We start from the raw sequence: 17185 nt of genomic DNA, 5'->3' as shown, positions 1-17185 counted from the left end.
AAAACCACCCGTTCGGGTGGCTCTTAATTGCGATTGTTCAGTCCAACAGGTTTTTCCTGTCCTCGCCATTTTCACCTTCAGCAAGCGATGACTGCGAGTCTGTGAGCGCTTGGGCCGTCATTGTGGCCTGGAGCATTGGTTGAAGCTTGGCGATGGTCTTGATCTCCATCTCTTCCTCGATTCGCCGTGCAATCTGCCTATCGATCAACTCCTTCTTTTCGGGTGGCAGGGCTTCGTAGTCTTCCAGGGAGAGCCCCAGTTCGCGGAGCATCTTCTCGCGAATCTTGTCCTCCGGTGAAAGTGCCATGTAGTCGAGAAACTCCTGGCGGGCATTGCTCTGCGTCTCTATCTGCGCATCGCTGCTGTACCGTTCAGGGTTTTGAAGGCTCAGCATGAGCTTGGCGAAAGCTTCATTCTGCTGGTTCTGGAAGCTCTGGCGGGAGGTATCTCCACCTCGCTGGGACTGCGTCTTGGCCGTTTCAATTGGTACAGGAGCATAGGCGGCTGAAGTGTCTGTTGTCGACGCAGTCATGCGCTGTTGGGTACCGGCGCTGATCTGCCAGCCCAAGTCATTGATGATGCTCACCTGATGGCTCTCCTTGAGGGTGTTTGGTCTGAGAGCGTGAACGCAAAAGGTGTGCCAGCATCCCAAACGCCCTGATCGTAGGGGCAGCGAGCTTGGCCCCCAGCGCATCATTGCCTTATAGAGGCGGTTACTTGCCGAAAGTGGCAATAGGCGAGGGTCAGTTTGATGGGGCTCCGATCCAGCGTTTGGCGCAGGCGAGGTCTGCGCGCGAATATTCGGCTTCAAGCATCAGCAGGCCACGTTTCTTGTCCAGCCCGCCGCTGTAGCCAGTCAGGTGTCCTGTTGCAGCGATTACCCGATGGCAGGGCACGATGATCGAAATGGGATTCACCGCGTTGGCCATGTAGCTGTCGAGATAGCCCCTGAAGAAGCGGGGTTGGGCAATGAGCATGCAAGTGACTCCAGGTGCCTGGCAAAAGAGACCGCCCGGATGCGCCAGGCGGTCGATAGTTACCAGTTTTGCGGGTGCGGCGCTGGTCCTGGACGCGATGGGAACAGCGGCAGAACTTCCTCTGCCAGCTCCTGGATAATCTCGCGTGCCGGTCGCTCCGCCATTTGAATGCCCAGTGCTGCATGGTTTACCCCCGCATCGCGCCATTCACTCAGCAGATCGATCAGGCCATTGCGTCCGGTCTTGAGTACATAGCCACCGCGCAGGGGCGTGCGGGGGAAGTTCGGGTCCTCTGCCAGGTCAATCCATTCGTTGGTCATATGCGGCCGGAAGCCGCCACCGGGAATGTTCGAACGCCAGGCACGTACTTTTTCTGCCAGGCGTCGCGGGCCAAGGATATTTTGCGTGGAGTCCGGATAGGTCAGCCAGCCGTCGGCGTGTTCGCCAAGCCATTGCATCGATTGACGGGATGAGCCAGTCACGATAAGTGGAATACGGCCAGTAACCGCCTTGGGCAGTAATTGCGCTTCGCTCAGGCTGCCCAATGGTGAGTGGATCGCGGGCGCCTTGTTCTGTAGCAATTGCCGAAAATAGTCGGTGGTATGGGCAAAGCGTTCGCCCCGCTCGCTGTGCTCGAGCCCATAGGCCGGAAACTCCACTGGACGATCGCCTGAGGCAATGCCCATCACCAGGCGGCCACCAGACAGTTGGTCGATGGTTGTCGCCGCCTTGGCAAGGTCAATGGGATGGCGTAGCGAGAAAATGGCGCTGCCGGTCACCAGTGCGATCTGTTTTGTGCGGGCGGCCAGGTAGGCGAGATAGGTGAATGGATCGAACAACTACCCTGCATCGCCAAAGAACGGATCGTACAGCGGAACGTCGCGCACCCAGGTGGCGGCGAAACCCAGTCGATCGATCTCGCTCACCAGGTCGGCCTGGCCGGTCAGTACCGCCATATCGCCTTCGTAGAACCGCAGCGGCATGAATATGCCCAGCGTCAGTTGGTCGTGTTCGAACATCCGGCGGTAGCCTGGGTGCTCGGCAAAGGCCGAAGCATCCGCACCAGCGGTCGAGGGTGGGGCTGTACGTATCACTGTTTCGTTCATACCAGTTCCTTGGTTTATGGCGTCAGGGGCCGGTCGCAGGGTTGGGTAAAGTGATGCCTCGCTGTACTGCCGGGCGTAGTGCCATGTGTTCATACCAGGCGCTCAGGTAGGGGTAGTCGCTGAATCTGAAATCGATGATGCGAGCGATGTGCATCCAGCCGAAGGTCGCGATATCGGCAATCGAGTACTCGACGCCGGCTAGCCAGTGGTGGTGCGCCAGGTGTTGATCGAGTGTCGCGAACGCGGTTTCGGTCAAGTGCCGATAGCGCTCGATAGCGGGGCGGTTAGGTGTGCTGTCGAACATTTCGAAGTGCGCGCGCTGGCCCAGCAGTGGCCCCATGCTCGAGGTGTGAAACATCAGCCAGGTGATGGCTGACCAGTGAGCTGACGGTTCAGTGGGGAGCAGCCGCCCCGTTTTTTGCGCGAGGTACAGCAAGATGGCGGCAGACTCGAACAGCGTGATACCGCTCGCACTGTCCACCAGGACCGGAATGCGACCATGGGGGTTCAGTTGCAGAAACTCTGGCTGTCGATGTTCACCTTGCTCGATATGCACATGCTTCAGTGTGTAGGGCAACTTGAGCTCTTCGAGGGCGATCGTGATTTTGAAGCCATTGGGTGAGCTGTCGGTGTAAAGCGTCAGGTCGTGGGCTTTCGTCATTGTCTTTTAACCTTAGGAAAACTATTTTCTAGTCGAAGAACGTGTTGTTATCCTATTCAGGTAAAAACTGTTTTAAAAACGATGAATTCTCTTTGTAAGCGTTAGATTTTCTAAATCGAGGGTTGGCGAATGGGCGCTGTACTACCGTTGCTTGCACTACGTGCATTCGCAGAGGCAGGGCGACTTGGCAGCCTGAAGGCTGCGGCCGAGAACCTGGGTGTGACGCCCGGTGCCGTAAGCCAGCAGATCCGGCTGCTCGAAGATCGCCTGGGGGTCTCGCTGTTTGTTCGCAGTCGCCATGGTGTTTACCTCACCGAAGCAGGCGCGCGCGTGCATCCAGGCTTGCTGCGTGGTTTTGATCAGATCGAGAAATCCCTCGCGACGCTGGAGGCGCTTTCTGTTCAGAAAACCCTCACAATCAGTACTGTCCCTTCGTTTGCATCGACCTGGCTGGTGCCGCGAATGGGGCGCTTCAGTGCACGCCATCCCGGTATCGAGGTACGTGTCGAGGCGTCCTCCAAGCTGGTGGACTTCAAGCGCGAGCGAATAGACGTGGCCCTGCGTCATGGCCTTGGCAGTTACCCGGGGTTGGAGTCGATCCTGTTGATGGCGCCGGTGTTGCTGCCAGTGGCAAGCCCTGTCTTGCTGGCCAAGGGGCCTGCGATCAACAGCCCGATCGACTGCCTGCAGTACCCTCTTCTGCAGGACGCCGACCGCGCCGACTGGATGCTCTGGCTGCAGGCACACGGGGTGGAAGTCGACAGCACTGCACAGCGTGGGCCCAGCTTTGACGAAGACCTGCTGCTGTTGCGTGCAGCGGCGACGGGGCAGGGTATCGCTCTGGTTCAGGACAACCATGCGCAGGAAGACATCGAGTCGGGCAAGCTGGTCGTCGCCTTGGACAAGCCTTGGCCTTCGCGCTTTGCCTACTATGCCGTCACTCGTGCGCAAACCTTGCAGCGTCCGGAGGTTCAGGCATTCATCGAGTGGATCCGGGAAGAAGCCGACGTCATGGCGGCTCTCCCTGCGGCATGATCGATGACGGGGCGGCTAGCGCGTCGTATCGAGTTCGGTTGCGGCAACTACCGCGTGAGCCTGTGCCTGAGCATCCTCCCAACCCCTCTCAACGCTTGTATCAGGCGTACCGCCGTGAGGGGGCGCAGTCAATCGCAAGCAAAACGGCCGCCCTTGGGCGGCCGCTGTGTTTCTGGCGCTTGTCTCACAGGTGCAGGGCATGCCCCAGAGCGCGCAATGCTGCTTCCTGCACGGCCTCACCCAGCGTCGGGTGGGCATGAATGGTACCGGCCACATCCTCCAGCCGTGCGCCCATCTCCAGCGATTGCGCAAAGGCTGTCGAAAGCTCCGAGACGCCGACTCCCACGGCCTGCCAGCCAAGAATCAGGTGGTTGTCCCGGCGCGCCACCACACGTACGAAGCCGCTCCTGGATTCCAGCGTCATGGCCCGGCCATTGGCGGCAAACGGGAACTGCGCGACGATGCAGTCCAGGCCTTCGTGCTGCATGGTGTCCGGCGTCCTGCCGACCACCACCAGCTCCGGATCGGTAAAGCACACCGCCGCGATGGCCACAGGGTTGAACTCGCGGTGCTGGCCTGCGATCAGTTCGGCGACCATCTCGCCCTGAGCCATGGCACGGTGCGCCAGCATCGGTTCGCCGCTCACGTCGCCAATCGCCCATACGTTGCGCATGCTGGTCTGGCAGCGTGCATCGATGGCAATCGCCGCGCCGTTCATTTTCAGCGCCAGTGCCTCCAGGTTGAAGCCCTGGGTGCGTGGCCGGCGACCGACTGCCACCAATACCTGATCGGTCTCCAGCGCCAGTTGTTCGCCATCGGGGGTGCGCACCTGCAGGCGTTGCGTGGCCGCATCGAAGCCTTCGACGCTGTGCTGAAGATACAGCTGTACACCGAGCTTTTTCAGCGACTCGGCCACAGGCTGGGTCAGCTCAGTGTCATAGGTCGGCAAGATGCGCTCACGTGCCTCGACCACACTCACCTCGACGCCGAGCTTGCGATAGGCAATGCCCAGCTCTAGGCCTATATAGCCGGCGCCAACCACGGTCAGGCGTTTTGGCAGGCTTTTGGGTGCCAGTGCTTCAGTGGACGAAATGACCGCGCCGCCCAATGGCAACATCGGCAGTTCGATGCTGCTGGAACCGGTAGCCAGCAGCAGGTGTTCGCACTGTATTCGCTGGCCATCGACCTCGACGGTCTTGCCGTCGACGACCTGCGCCCAGCCATGGATCACCGTCACGCCATGCTTCTTGAGCAAGGCGGCCACGCCACTGGTCAGGCGATCGACGATACCGTCCTTCCAGGCGACGCTCTGGGTGATGTCCAGGCTCGGCGGCTGGACCTTGATACCCAGGTTGGAATGCTGACTGTGCTGCTGGGTCTGATGGAACTGCTCGGCCACATGGATCAGCGCCTTGGACGGGATGCAGCCGACGTTCAGGCACGTGCCGCCCAGGGCCTGGCCTTCGACCAGCACGGTGGGAATGCCCAGTTGCCCGGCACGAATGGCCGCAACATAGCCGCCGGGCCCGCCGCCAATGATCAGCAGGGTGGTGTTGAGGGTCTGCATGGTCACTCCACAAACAGGCTGGCAGGTTGTTCGAGCAGGCCGCGGATGGCCTGGATGAAGAGCGCGGCATCCATGCCGTCGACCACCCGGTGATCGAACGAGCTGGAGAGGTTCATCATCTTGCGCACCACTATCTGGCTGTTGACCACCATGGGCCGCTCGACGATGCGGTTGACGCCGACAATGGCCACTTCCGGGGTATTGACCACCGGCGTGCTGACGATGCCGCCCAGGGCGCCCAGGCTGGTCAGGGTGATGGTCGACCCCGAGAGCTCCTCGCGGCTGGCCTTGTTGTTGCGCGCAGCATTGGCCACTCGCGCAATTTCGCCAGCGTTGCTCCACAGGCTGCCGGCTTCGGCATGGCGCAGCACCGGCACCATCAGGCCATTGTCACCCTGGGTCGCAATGCCCACGTGCACCGCGCCATGGCGGGTGATCAACTGGGCTTCGTCGTCGTAGGTGGCGTTGATCTGCGGGAATTCGCGTGCGGCAATCACCATTGCCCGCACCAGGAAGGGCAGCAGGGTGAGTTTGCCGCGGCTTTCACCGTGTTTCTTGTTCAAGTGCACGCGCAGTTCTTCGAGCGCGGTGACGTCGATTTCCTCGACATAACTGAAGTGCGCAACGCGGCGCTTGGCGTCCTGCATGCGCTGGGCGATCTTGCGCCGCAGCCCGATCACCGGGATCTGCTCTGCATCGGTGCGTTTGCCATAACCGCCCGGCGTCGAGGTGCTGCTGACGCTCGGCTGGGCCAGGAAGGCATCCAGATCGTCATGCAGAATGCGCCCGGCGGGACCGCTGCCATGCACGTAACGTAGTTCGATGCCGGCATCCAGCGCACGCTTGCGCACCGCCGGCGATGCCAGTGGGCGTTCGTTGGCCCCGCGCGGCACGATCGTGGCCTGAGGTTGCGCTGCACTGGCGGACATTGCGGCCACAGGGTGAGCCTGTGGCGCCTCAGGCTTGCTCGCCAGCACTGGCGCTTGAACGGCTTGTGCAGGCTTGGCTGTGCCCTCCTGGTGATTGCCGGTGCCCTCGACTTCGATGCGAATCAACTCACTGCCCACGGCCATGACTTCGCCAGGCTGCCCACCCAGCGCCAGTACCTTGCCACTCACCGGCGAAGGGATTTCCACGGTGGCCTTGTCGGTCATGACATCGGCGACCACCTGGTCTTCGGTGACGGTGTCGCCGACCTTGACGAACCATTCCACCAGTTCAACCTGTGCGATGCCTTCGCCAATGTCCGGCATCTTGATGACGTGCGTACCCATTCAGACCTCCATGACCCGTTTCAATGCCGCGCCCACTCGCGAGGGGCCGGGGAAATACGCCCACTCCTGCGCGTGCGGGTAGGGCGTGTCCCAACCGGTGACGCGTTCGATCGGGGCTTCGAGGTGATGGAAGCAGTGCTCCTGCACCAGCGCCACCAGTTCGGCGCCAAAGCCGCAGGTGCGGGTGGCTTCGTGCACAACCACGCAGCGCCCGGTCTTCTTCACCGAGGCCACGATGGTCTCCAGGTCCAGCGGCCACAGGCTGCGCAGGTCGATGACTTCGGCATCGATACCGGTTTCCTCGGCCGCCACCTGCGATACATACACGGTGGTGCCGTAGGTCAGTACCGTGACTGCATTGCCCGGCCGGGTAATCGCGGCCTTGTCCAGCGGCACCGTGTAGTAGCCGTCGGGCACGGCACTGGCCGGGTGTTTGGACCAGGGGGTCACGGGGCGGTCGTGGTGGCCGTCGAACGGGCCGTTGTACAGGCGCTTGGGTTCCAGGAAAATCACCGGGTCGTCATTTTCGATCGAGGCAATCAACAGGCCTTTGGCATCGTACGGGTTGGACGGCATCACAGTGCGCAGGCCGCACACCTGGGTGAACATCGCCTCCGGGCTCTGGCTGTGGGTCTGGCCACCGTAGATGCCGCCACCGCACGGCATGCGCAGGGTCAGCGGGGCCACGAACTCGCCGGCCGAGCGATAGCGCAGGCGGGCCATTTCCGACACGATCTGGTCCGAGGCGGGGTAGAAGTAGTCGGCGAACTGGATCTCCACCACCGGCCGCAGGCCGTAGGCGCCCATGCCGACGGCGGTGCCGACGATACCGCTTTCGGAGATCGGTGCGTCGAACACCCGCGACTTGCCGTACTTGTTCTGCAAGCCTTCGGTGCAACGGAACACGCCGCCGAAGTAGCCGACGTCCTGGCCGTACACGACCACGTTGTCATCGCGCTCGAGCATGATGTCCATGGCCGAGCGCAGGGCCTGGATCATGGTCATGGTGGTAGTCGCCATGGCGGTTTCCAACTGGATAGTGTTGTTGTGATCGTTCATGTCAGATCCCCAGTTCCTGGCGCTGGCGCCGCAGGTGGTCGGGCATTTCCTTGTATACGTCCTCGAAAATGCTCGCCGGGCTCGGCATCTGTCCGCCTGCCAGGGTGCCGTACTGCTCGGCTTCCTTCTGCGCGCCGATGATCTGGGCTTCGAGTTCGGCGGTCACCGCCTGGTGCTCCTCTTCGCTCCAGTGGCCGATGGCGATCAGGTGCTGCTTGAGGCGGGCGATCGGGTCGCCCAGAGGGAAGTGGCTCCAGTCGTCGGCAGGGCGATACTTGGACGGATCGTCCGAGGTGGAGTGCGGGCCGGCGCGGTAGGTTACCCACTCGATCAGCGTAGGGCCCAGGCCGCGGCGGGCGCGTTCGGCGGCCCAACGCGAGGCGGCGTACACGGCGATGAAGTCATTGCCGTCGACGCGCAGCGAGGCGATCCCGCAACCCACGCCGCGTCCGGCGAAGGTGGTAGCCTCACCGCCGGCGATGGCCTGGAAGGTCGAGATCGCCCACTGATTGTTGACCACGTTGAGGATGACCGGCGCCTGGTACACATGCGCGAAGGTCAGGGCAGTATGGAAGTCCGATTCGGCGGTGGCGCCGTCACCGATCCACGCCGAGGCGATCTTGGTATCGCCCTTGATCGCCGAGGCCATCGCCCAGCCGACCGCCTGTACGAACTGGGTCGCCAGGTTGCCGCTGATGGTGAAGAAGCCGGCTTCGCGTACCGAATACATGATCGGCAGCTGGCGGCCCTTGAGCGGATCACGCTCGTTGGAGAGCAACTGGCAGATCATCTCCACCAGCGACACATCGCGGGCCATCAGGATGCTCTGCTGGCGGTAGGTGGGAAAGCACATGTCGCTGCGGTTCAAGGCCAGCGCCTGGCCGCTGCCGATGGCTTCCTCACCCAGGCTCTGCATGTAGAAGGACATCTTCTTCTGGCGCTGGGCCACCACCATGCGACTGTCGAACAGGCGGGTCTTGAGCATCGCGCGCATGCCTTGGCGCAACACCTCGGGGCCGATGTCCTCGGCCCATGGGCCCAGTGCACGACCCTGCTCGTCGAGCACGCGGATCAGCCCGTAGGCCAGGTCGGCAGTGGCTGCGGGTTCGGCATCGATGGCGGGTTTACGGACCTGGCCGGCGTCGTTCAGGCGCAGGTAGGAAAAGTCGGTCTGGCAGCCTGGCCGGCCTGTAGGCTCGGGCACATGCAAACGCAGGGGGGCGTACTCGTTCATGCTTTATTACGCTCGCTCTGTCTTGTGTTTTTGTTGAGCTTTGAAGCGGTCGCTACTGAACCCGGCTTGTGACCAGGAAGTCAGTCTTGCCTACATCATATTCCGCCAGCGGGAGAATATTTTTCTCAACTTCGTTGCCTTTGGCTTGAGTTGCGGATAAACATTCTTCAAAAGAACAATAGGCAGGTGAATTTGTCTCATGCGCAAACTGGATCGTACTGACATCGGCATTCTCAACAGCCTTCAGGAAAATGCCCGCATCACCAATGCCGAGCTGGCGCGCTCGGTCAACTTGTCGCCCACGCCGTGCTTCAACCGGGTCAAGGCACTCGAAGAGCTGGGGGTGATCCGCCAGCAGGTGACCTTGCTGGCACCCGAGGTGCTGGGGCTGGACGTCAACGTGTTCATCCACGTCAGCCTTGAGAAGCAGGTGGAGCAGTCGCTGCACCGCTTCGAAGAAGAAATCGCCGAACGCCCAGAGGTCATGGAGTGCTACCTGATGACTGGCGACCCGGACTACCTGCTGCGTGTGCTGCTGCCGAGCATCCAGGCCCTGGAGCGTTTTCTCGACTACCTCACGCGCTTGCCGGGGGTCGCCAATATCCGCTCCAGCTTTGCCCTCAAGCAGGTGCGCTACAAGACCGCGCTGCCGCTGCCGGCCAATGGCCTGACGTTGCCGGGTACAGTGTAGTCAAGCGCCCAGTACCCGCACCGGGGTGCCTGCCTGCCACGCCAGGATGCTCTCGATCATCTGAGCATAGAACTGCCGGTAGTTGGCCGTCGTGACATAGCCGATATGCGGCGTGGCCAGTACATTGGGCAGGCTGCGAAACGGATGCTGCGCCGGTAGCGGTTCCTGTTCGAACACATCCAGTGCCGCGCCTGCCAACTGACCACTCTGCAATGCGGCGATCAAGGCGGCCTCGTCCACGATCGGACCACGTGCGGTATTCACCAGCAACGCCTGGGGTTTCATCCAGGCCAGGCTCTGCGCATCCACCAGGCCACGGCTGCGTTCACTGAGCACCAGGTGAATGGACAGGATGTCGGCCTCGGCGAACAGCTGCTGCTTGTCCACTCGAATGACCCCCACCTCGTCGGCGCGTGCCTGGCTGAGATTCTGGCTCCAGGCAATGACGCGCATGCCGAACGCTTGGCCGAACCGGGCGACTTTCTCGCCAATACTGCCCAGTCCCAGGATTGCCAGGGTCCTGCTGTGCAGGTCACCGCCCAGGCCCACCTGCCAGCCGCCGCTGCGCAGCGCATTGGCCTCGCCCAGCAGGTTGCGGCTCAGGGCCATGATCAAGGCCCAGGTCAGCTCGGGGGCGGCGTGCTTGTAGCTGTCGGTACCGACCACGGTGATGCCCAGGCGTCGGGCTGCCTGCAGGTCGATGGCGGCATTGCGCAACCCGCCGGTGGCGATCAGCCTGAGGTTGGGCAGGCGCTCGAGCAATTGAGCATCGAACACGGTGCGTTCGCGCATGACGCAGATCACCTGGTAGGGCGCCAGGCGTTGCGCCAGGGTCGCGGTGTCGGCCGTGTAGTGGTGCAGGAAGTGCACCTCGCCCGCGGCGCGCAGGGTGGTCCAATCCACTACACCTTCGGCCACCTGTTGCCAGTCATCGATCACGGCTATTTGCATGTGAAACCTCACTATCCAGGGGTGGTGCCGGGTGATGCTGCCGGCGATCCAGTGCTTGATATTTTTAACACCCCGGGACTATGTTGTCGGGGTCGCCGTTCGCGGCTTGTTAAAAATAACAAGGATCAAGTCATGACGACCAATGGCCAACGTTCTCTGGCCGAGCGATTGACGGGCATTGATGAAATCGAATGCATCACCCCTGACCTCAACGGTGTGCCGCGCGGCAAGGTGATGACCGCTGAAGGCTTCCTCGAAGGGCGGCGCCTGCAGATGGCGCGGGGTGTGCTGCTGCAGTGCATCATGGGCGGTTACCCACCGGCGCGTTTTTACGGCAGCGATGACGGCGACCTGGCCCTGGTGGCCGACCCCGGGCAGGTTCACCGTTTGCCCTGGAGTGATGAGCCACGCGCCCTGGCCATCTGCGATGCGAATGAACTGGGTGGCGAAAGCTCGGGCCTGTCGACCCGTGGCCAGCTCAAGGCGGTGATCGCGCGCTATGCGGCGCTGGGCCTGGCGCCGGTGGTGGCGACCGAGCTGGAGTTCTTCGTGTTCGCGGCCAATACCGACCCTACCCAGGCGTTCCAGCCACCGCGGGGCCTGGACGGGCGTCGCGAGGACGGTCATTCGGCGTTCAGCGTCAGCTCCAACAATGGCCTGCGTCCGTTTTTCAGCGAAGTCTATCGCAGCATGGCGGCGCTAGGCCTGCCGCGCGATACGTTCATGCACGAGATGGGTGTGAGTCAGTTCGAGATCAACCTGCTGCACGGTGATCCGCTGCTGCTGGCCGACCAGACCCTGCTGTTCAAGCACCTGCTCAAGGAAGTCGCACTCAAGCACGGTCTGACCGTGGTGTGCATGGCCAAACCGCTGGCCAGGACCCCTGGCAGCTCCATGCATATCCATCAGAGCGTTGTGCAGATCGACAGCGGGCGCAATGTGTTCAGCGATGCCAGCGGCCAGCCCACCCCGGCCTTCTATCACTTCATCGGTGGCCAGCAGGCCTGCATGGCCGACTTCACCGCGTTGTTCGCGCCCAACGTCAACTCCTACCAGCGCCTGTGCCATCCCTATGCATCGCCCAATAATGCCTGCTGGTCGCAGGACAACCGCACCGCGGGCCTGCGCATCCCTGCCAGCGCACCGGTGGCACGCCGGGTCGAGAACCGTTTGCCCGGCGCCGACAGCAATCCGTACCTGGCCATCGCTGCCAGCCTTGCCGCCGGCCTGTACGGCATCGAGCAGCAGTTGCAGCCGGCGCCGGCGATCCAGGGCGAGTTCGAGGTGCCTGAGCATCTTTCCCTGCCGTGCACCCTGCATGCTGCACTGGAGCGGCTCGAACGCAGTACGCTGGCCAGGGAACTGTTTGGCAGCGAGTTCATCGAAGGCTACATCGCGTCCAAGACGATGGAGCTGACCAGCTTCCTTGACGAGATCACCCCGTGGGAGCGGCGCGTGCTGGCTGCGCAGGCGTAACTCCGGGGCGGCAATGCCGCCTGGTGCAAGGGTAGAAAGGGCAGGTGCCGAACATGATCAGGGGTCATGCTTTGACACCTGTTTTTTTTATGCCAGGCACGGGGTACCGAAGGATTTATCACTTATGCTTTCAAGCAGTTTTTCAACCTGCTCAAGGGGCCCTCAGGGACGCTGATGCGAACTATCTGGAAGTCTTTTCGCGCGCTGTATTTCGCCGCATTGATGATGTTGATCGGTTCCGGCCTGTTGAGTACCTACCTGGCCCTGCGGCTGGCGGCCGACCAGGTGGACAGCCTGTGGGTGGGTGCCCTGATGGCAGCCAACTACTTCGGCTTGGCACTGGGTGGCAAGATCGGCCACCGGCTGATCGCGCGGGTCGGGCACATACGTGCCTATGCCACGTGCGCCGGCATTGTCGGCGCTGCGGTGCTCGGCCATGGCCTGGTCAGTTGGTTGCCCGCCTGGCTGATGCTGCGGGTGGTGGTGGGCTTGGGCATGATGTGCCAGTACATGGTCATCGAGAGCTGGCTCAATGAGCAGGCCGACGCCAAGCAGCGCGGCGCAGTGTTCAGCGGCTACATGATCGCTTCCTACCTGGGTCTGGTGCTCGGTCAGTTGATCCTGGTCGTTCATCCGCAGCTGGGGCTTGAGCTGCTGATGCTGGTAGCAATGTGTTTCGCGCTGTGCCTGGTGCCCGTGGCGCTGACGCGGCGCATTCACCCGGCGCCGTTGCGTCCTGCACCGATGGAGCCGAAGTTCTTCATCAAGCGGGTGCCACAGTCATTGAGCACGGTACTGGGGGCGGGGCTGATCGTCGGGTCGTTCTACGGCCTGGCGCCGTTGTATGCCTCCAAGCAGGGCTTGAGCACCGAGCAGGTGGGTGTGTTCATGGGCTGCTGCATCTTCGCCGGCCTGCTGGTGCAGTGGCCGCTGGGGTGGTTGTCGGACCGCTACGACCGGGCGGTATTGATCCGCAGCGTGGCCATGGGGCTGGCAGTAGCGGCCTTGCCGCTGGCGATCTTGCCCAGTGTGCCGCTGGAGGTGCTGTTCATTACCGGTTTTGCAGTGTCGCTGCTGCAGTTTTGCCTGTATCCGCTGGCGGTGGCGTTTTCCAACGATCATGTGGAGAGCGAGCGACGGGTATCGTTGACGGCGATGCTGCTGGTGACCTACGGCGTGGGGGCGAGTATCGGGCCACTGGTGGCGGGCGTGCTGATGAAGACCCTGGGTGACCAGATGCTGTATGCCTTCTTCAGTTTCTTCGCGCTGGTGCTGGTATGGCGCATTCGCCCCAAGGCGGTCACCAATCTGCACCAGGTCGACGATGCGCCGCTGCAGCACGTGGCCATGCCGGCCGCTGGCTCGCCGTTGTCGGCGGCACTCGACCCGCGGGTCGATGAGCAGGTAGTGCAGGATCAGATGCAGGCGCCGGTGGGCGCTGAGGATACCGAGGCAGAAGACGGCAAGGGCGAGGCGGTGGAGGAGGGTGAGCCCGCGAGACCGGTATCGGGGGGTAAGTGACACAGTTCGCCGGCTCCTGTTGCAGGAGCCGGCGCCGGGATCAGTAGTCGTCTTTGTCGAAACGACGTGCTTCACGCTGCAACTGGTACACGAAGCTTTCGATCTTGCGAGACATCTGACCGTTCAGGTTATGAAAGCGCACGCCAGCAAAGGTGGCGTTCAGGCGTTCTTCAACGTGCAGATGGCGCAGTTCAACCATCACCTGGGACAGGCCCAGTGGCATGCCGGTGGCGAACTTCTCGTAGACCTGGCCCAGTTGCAGGCGCTCTTCGACGTTGCCTTCGAAGCGCAATTTGCAGCCGGTGGCAGAGATATCCAGCAGCTTGCCTTTAAGCGGGTGATCGCCGCGCAGTTTTTCACCGTCCAGGAATACATCCACCAACTGCGACAGCTTCAAGGCGGCGCGGAACGCATTGCGGCGTTGATGGTAGGTCACTTCCAGCGGCAGGCTGCCGCGGTAGCAGCGTGCGCCGTCCGAGCTGCTGATGCTCAAGGGAGTGTCGCAGTCCCAGGCAATACGCACGCCGTCGTGGAAACCTTCGATGCGAAAGGGTTCGCCGTTTTCGAGGAAACGCTCGCCCTCACGCGGGATCATTTCATCCAGGGCCATGCTGTTGCTGTCCCGGTCCACTTCCACCACATAACTCTGGAAGCGCTGGCTACGTTCAGGGAACGTGATGATCAGTGGGTCATGGCTCTCTTGCAGCATCCGCAGGTGAGCGGCAATTTCCAAAGGCGTAGTGAGCACCTTCGGAGGCTGAGGAGCTTCTTCGTCATTGAACACGGTTGATGAATCTCCAGGCAAAAACGACACAGGCAAGTGCTAGCATTCTGCCAGCATGATTCGTGCCTTGATAGAGGGGGTCACGCCTGGCTGAGTGCACGAGGCTTGGCCAGTGGCGATGTCGAGCCACGGGCATCGTAGAGCGACGGCGATTCGCCGCCCATGAGGATCTGGATCTGGTTCTGCGTGGTGCTCTGCTGAAGCTGGATGGCGTGGCCGTTACGGGCATTCACCGCCTGGCAGTCGTTCATCAGTGCGGCCAGCACGTCGAGTTGCTCGATCAGCGTTGCACCCAGGTCGGACTGCTCGGCAAGGGCGATCACGCCCTCGCGGTCCGGGCTCAGGCCCAGGCTTGCAAGGTGCTGGCTACGCCGCCGCCCACCCTGATCGAGCAGCACCACCAGCGATTGCTTGCGGGCCAGGATGTTCTCCAGCAATGGCATGTCGCGGCCGTGAAGGGCCACGGCTTCAGCCTGCAACAACTCGAGCAGTTGTTGCGCTGGAGCAATATCGTCTTCGATCAGTTGCAGCAGAGTAGTGTCGTGCATTGGCTGGCTCTTGGTTTTAGCGTCCTGAAGTCAGCGCGCCAGAGGGCTAGCGCTGGGCTTCGAAATTAAGCAGTTTGCTGGCGACACGGTTGGCGTCGACCTGGTAGCTGCCGTCTGCGATGGCCTGTTTCAACTCCGCCACACGGGCGCTGTTGACGATCGGCTGGTCGCGCAGCTTGTCGCTGACCTGCTGCAACTGCTGAGCCTCGTGGCTCAGATGTACTGCTTCGCCGCTTTGCCCAGCCTCGGTAGCGCTGGTGCTGGTGCGGGTGGTGGCGCTGCTTTCCTGGCTGTTGCCGGTGCGCACGCCGCCCGTTACGGACGGGCTGTTACTCAAACGACTGAAGTCGATGACCATGATCAGAAAACCTCTGGGTGTTTGGACGCTTGCCTTGTTTTCGGCCAACCCGAAAGAAACTTTAGACGCAAATGCAAAGCAGCTTGCGCGGCAAGTCCATCAACCCGTTTCGACACAGTTTAGGAAAAGCGGTTCCTGATCGCCAGCCTTGTTTGATCCTGCTTCGTGACACACCTCACATGGCCACTTCCACCTGGCCCGGCCCGGTGACCCTGGCCTTGACCACGCGCTTGGAGTTGAGATTGCGCACCCGTATCTGCTCGCTGATGCCACCTTTGCTCAGTGCCTCACCCGGCATGCGCACGCTCAGGGTGCCACTGCGGGCAACGATGACCACATGATCGCCCTTGCGCACCACCTCGGCCTGTTCAAGATGCAGGGGCGTGAGCACCTGATCGATGACCGTCGGTCGGATGACCTTCAACCCGACGGCCTGGTCGAGGCTGGTCAGGTAGCCCTGATTGAGCATGCCCACGTCGCGCTCGCGCAGGCTCACGTCCTGTTCGCCCACCACGCTTTCGCGCTTGAGCGGGCGGCTGACGGTGACCACATTGCGAAACAGGCGTACCTGGGCCGGCACGAATACCGTCCACGGCGAGCTACCGTCGCAGCGCACCCGCACGGTCACGCGGCCCAGCGGCTGCGCGGGGCTTTCCAGGGTTGCACCGAGTTGCTGGTCGCACAGCGGCATGCGTAGGCGCGGGTCGAGGGTGTTGACCTGGATCTCGAAACGGCCTTCGGTCTGGCTGGTTGCCAGATAATCCTCAACTGTGAATTCAAGAAACCCCTGAGTGACACCGATAAGCTGTTCAGGCAAGGTGAAAGCGTCAGCCAGAGTTCGAACGCCAGGGGCCAGCAGGCACAGCGCAGCAAGGATGCCGGGCAGGTGGCGAGTCAGGCGTCGAAAAAATGTCGTTTTCGTGTTCATACAGTTAAAAAAGCAAGGCGCGTGCCGACTGGTACGAAACGCAGGCTTTTGGTTAAGGAGTCTGGCATGGCTGGTGTAATGGATTCGGTAAACCAGCGCACACAACTGGTAGGGCAGAACCGTCTCGAGCTGCTGCTGTTTCGTCTCAATGGCGATCAGCTGTATGGGATCAACGTGTTCAAGGTACGGGAGGTGCTGCAATGCCCCAACCTGACCATCATGCCCAAGTCCAACCCGGTGGTGCGCGGTGTGGCGAGTATTCGTGGGGCAACCATCCCGATCCTGGATCTGGCGATGGCGATCGGCATGCCCGGTCTGAGTGAAGATATCGGCAAGAGCTTCGTGATCATCACCGAGTACAACACCAAGACCCAGGGCTTCCTGGTGCACTCGGTCGAGCGCATCGTCAACATGAACTGGGAAGAGATCCATCCGCCACCCAAGGGCACCGGGCGCGACCATTATCTGACGGCGGTCACCCGGGTCGACAACAAGATGGTCGAGATCATCGACGTGGAGAAGATCCTCGCCGAAGTGTCACCCACCTCCGAGTCCATCTCGGCGGGCGTGGTGGATGCCGACGTGCAGGGCAAGGCGGTCTCGCTGCGGGTGCTGACGGTGGACGACTCCTCGGTCGCACGCAAGCAGGTCAGCCGTTGCCTGCAGACGGTCGGGGTCGAGGTGGTGGCGCTCAACGACGGTCGCCAGGCGCTGGACTACCTGCGCAAGCTGGTGGACGAGGGCAAGCGCCCGGAAGAAGAGTTTCTGATGATGATTTCCGACATCGAGATGCCGGAAATGGACGGCTATACGCTGACCGCCGCAATCCGTAGCGACCCGCGCATGCAAAAGTTGCACATCATCCTGCATACTTCGCTGTCTGGCGTCTTCAACCAGGCGATGGTCAAGAAAGTGGGCGCGGATGATTTTCTCGCCAAGTTCCGGCCGGACGACCTGGCGCAACGTGTGGTCGACCGCATCAAGTCCACGCACTAACGGCCAGGGGCGTTGCCCC

The 17185-nt window shown here is 61.9% G+C and carries 17 protein-coding genes and 1 pseudogene; 5 read left to right on the top strand and 13 right to left on the bottom strand.

Features of this window, described 5'->3' with window-relative positions; genetic code table 11:
* Positions 1-37 precede the first annotated feature (37 nt).
* From KUO17_RS13270 to KUO17_RS13255, 4 genes and pseudogenes are all read right to left on the bottom strand, one after another.
* Positions 38-586, bottom strand: coding sequence for a hypothetical protein (locus tag KUO17_RS13270; RefSeq protein WP_217976007.1), 549 nt, complete (start codon positions 584-586; stop codon positions 38-40).
* Between the two features lie 157 nt (positions 587-743).
* The gene (locus tag KUO17_RS13265) at positions 744-977 is read right to left on the bottom strand and encodes a methylated-DNA--[protein]-cysteine S-methyltransferase (protein ID WP_425274855.1); all 234 of its coding nucleotides are present in this window, start codon (positions 975-977) and stop codon (positions 744-746) included.
* 59 nt (positions 978-1036) lie between these two features.
* Positions 1037-2083: pseudogene (locus KUO17_RS13260) on the bottom strand (LLM class oxidoreductase).
* 22 nt (positions 2084-2105) lie between these two features.
* Entirely contained in the window at positions 2106-2744 is a 639-nt protein-coding gene (locus tag KUO17_RS13255) for a glutathione S-transferase family protein (protein WP_217976006.1), read from the bottom strand.
* A 129-nt stretch (positions 2745-2873) separates the two neighbouring features.
* On the opposite strand from KUO17_RS13255, the gene gcvA reads away from it, so the two are divergent.
* On the top strand, positions 2874-3779 hold the full coding sequence (gcvA, locus tag KUO17_RS13250; protein ID WP_217976005.1) for a transcriptional regulator GcvA: 906 nt from the start codon (positions 2874-2876) through the stop codon (positions 3777-3779).
* 184 nt (positions 3780-3963) lie between these two features.
* On the opposite strand, the gene lpdA is transcribed toward gcvA, so the two are convergent.
* The 4 genes from lpdA to KUO17_RS13230 are packed head-to-tail and all read right to left on the bottom strand — an operon-like array spanning position 3964 to position 8913.
* Entirely contained in the window at positions 3964-5346 is a 1383-nt protein-coding gene (gene lpdA, locus KUO17_RS13245; protein WP_217976004.1) for a dihydrolipoyl dehydrogenase, read from the bottom strand.
* Between the two features lie 2 nt (positions 5347-5348).
* Positions 5349-6620: a dihydrolipoamide acetyltransferase family protein gene (locus KUO17_RS13240; protein ID WP_217976003.1), complete on the bottom strand. Its 1272-nt coding sequence runs from the start codon at positions 6618-6620 to the stop codon at positions 5349-5351.
* Positions 6621-7679: an alpha-ketoacid dehydrogenase subunit beta gene (locus KUO17_RS13235; RefSeq protein ID WP_217976002.1), complete on the bottom strand. Its 1059-nt coding sequence runs from the start codon at positions 7677-7679 to the stop codon at positions 6621-6623. It abuts the gene before it with no gap.
* Between the two features lies 1 nt (position 7680).
* Complete coding sequence (locus KUO17_RS13230; protein WP_217976001.1) at positions 7681-8913, bottom strand: 3-methyl-2-oxobutanoate dehydrogenase (2-methylpropanoyl-transferring) subunit alpha; 1233 nt, start codon at positions 8911-8913, stop codon at positions 7681-7683.
* Positions 8914-9112: 199 nt separating this feature from the next.
* On the opposite strand from KUO17_RS13230, the gene bkdR reads away from it, so the two are divergent.
* Positions 9113-9604: a Bkd operon transcriptional regulator BkdR gene (gene bkdR, locus KUO17_RS13225; protein WP_163948719.1), complete on the top strand. Its 492-nt coding sequence runs from the start codon at positions 9113-9115 to the stop codon at positions 9602-9604.
* Here the strand turns inward: bkdR and KUO17_RS13220 are convergent, their stop codons facing one another.
* Positions 9605-10555 carry a D-2-hydroxyacid dehydrogenase family protein gene (locus KUO17_RS13220; RefSeq protein WP_217976000.1) on the bottom strand — a complete coding sequence of 317 codons (951 nt, stop codon included), beginning with the start codon at positions 10553-10555 and terminating at the stop codon, positions 9605-9607.
* Positions 10556-10789: 234 nt separating this feature from the next.
* Here KUO17_RS13220 and KUO17_RS13215 point away from each other — a divergent pair, with 234 nt between their 5' ends.
* Together KUO17_RS13215 and KUO17_RS13210 are read left to right on the top strand one after the other, a co-directional pair.
* A complete protein-coding gene (locus tag KUO17_RS13215) occupies positions 10790-12031 on the top strand; it encodes a glutamine synthetase family protein (RefSeq protein WP_217976010.1) in 1242 nt (413 codons plus the stop codon).
* A 174-nt stretch (positions 12032-12205) separates the two neighbouring features.
* On the top strand, positions 12206-13552 hold the full coding sequence (locus KUO17_RS13210; RefSeq protein ID WP_217975999.1) for an MFS transporter: 1347 nt from the start codon (positions 12206-12208) through the stop codon (positions 13550-13552).
* Positions 13553-13592: 40 nt separating this feature from the next.
* Here the strand turns inward: KUO17_RS13210 and KUO17_RS13205 are convergent, their stop codons facing one another.
* From KUO17_RS13205 to flgA, 4 genes are all read right to left on the bottom strand, one after another.
* The gene (locus tag KUO17_RS13205; protein ID WP_217975998.1) at positions 13593-14336 is read right to left on the bottom strand and encodes a flagellar brake protein; all 744 of its coding nucleotides are present in this window, start codon (positions 14334-14336) and stop codon (positions 13593-13595) included.
* Between the two features lie 80 nt (positions 14337-14416).
* Positions 14417-14884 carry a flagella synthesis protein FlgN gene (locus KUO17_RS13200; RefSeq protein WP_217975997.1) on the bottom strand — a complete coding sequence of 156 codons (468 nt, stop codon included), beginning with the start codon at positions 14882-14884 and terminating at the stop codon, positions 14417-14419.
* A 46-nt stretch (positions 14885-14930) separates the two neighbouring features.
* A complete protein-coding gene (gene flgM / locus KUO17_RS13195; protein ID WP_217975996.1) occupies positions 14931-15242 on the bottom strand; it encodes a flagellar biosynthesis anti-sigma factor FlgM in 312 nt (103 codons plus the stop codon).
* 175 nt (positions 15243-15417) lie between these two features.
* Positions 15418-16170 carry a flagellar basal body P-ring formation chaperone FlgA gene (gene flgA, locus KUO17_RS13190; protein ID WP_217975995.1) on the bottom strand — a complete coding sequence of 251 codons (753 nt, stop codon included), beginning with the start codon at positions 16168-16170 and terminating at the stop codon, positions 15418-15420.
* A 66-nt stretch (positions 16171-16236) separates the two neighbouring features.
* Here flgA and KUO17_RS13185 point away from each other — a divergent pair, with 66 nt between their 5' ends.
* Positions 16237-17166: a chemotaxis protein CheV gene (locus tag KUO17_RS13185; protein WP_217975994.1), complete on the top strand. Its 930-nt coding sequence runs from the start codon at positions 16237-16239 to the stop codon at positions 17164-17166.
* Positions 17167-17185 lie beyond the last annotated feature (19 nt).

This window comes from Pseudomonas aegrilactucae (assembly GCF_019168305.1).
In the GTDB taxonomy this organism is placed as follows: Bacteria; Pseudomonadota; Gammaproteobacteria; order Pseudomonadales; family Pseudomonadaceae; genus Aquipseudomonas; species Aquipseudomonas aegrilactucae.
The sequence above is the reverse complement of the archived record's forward strand: the minus strand, read 5'-3'. Positions and strand labels throughout refer to the sequence as shown.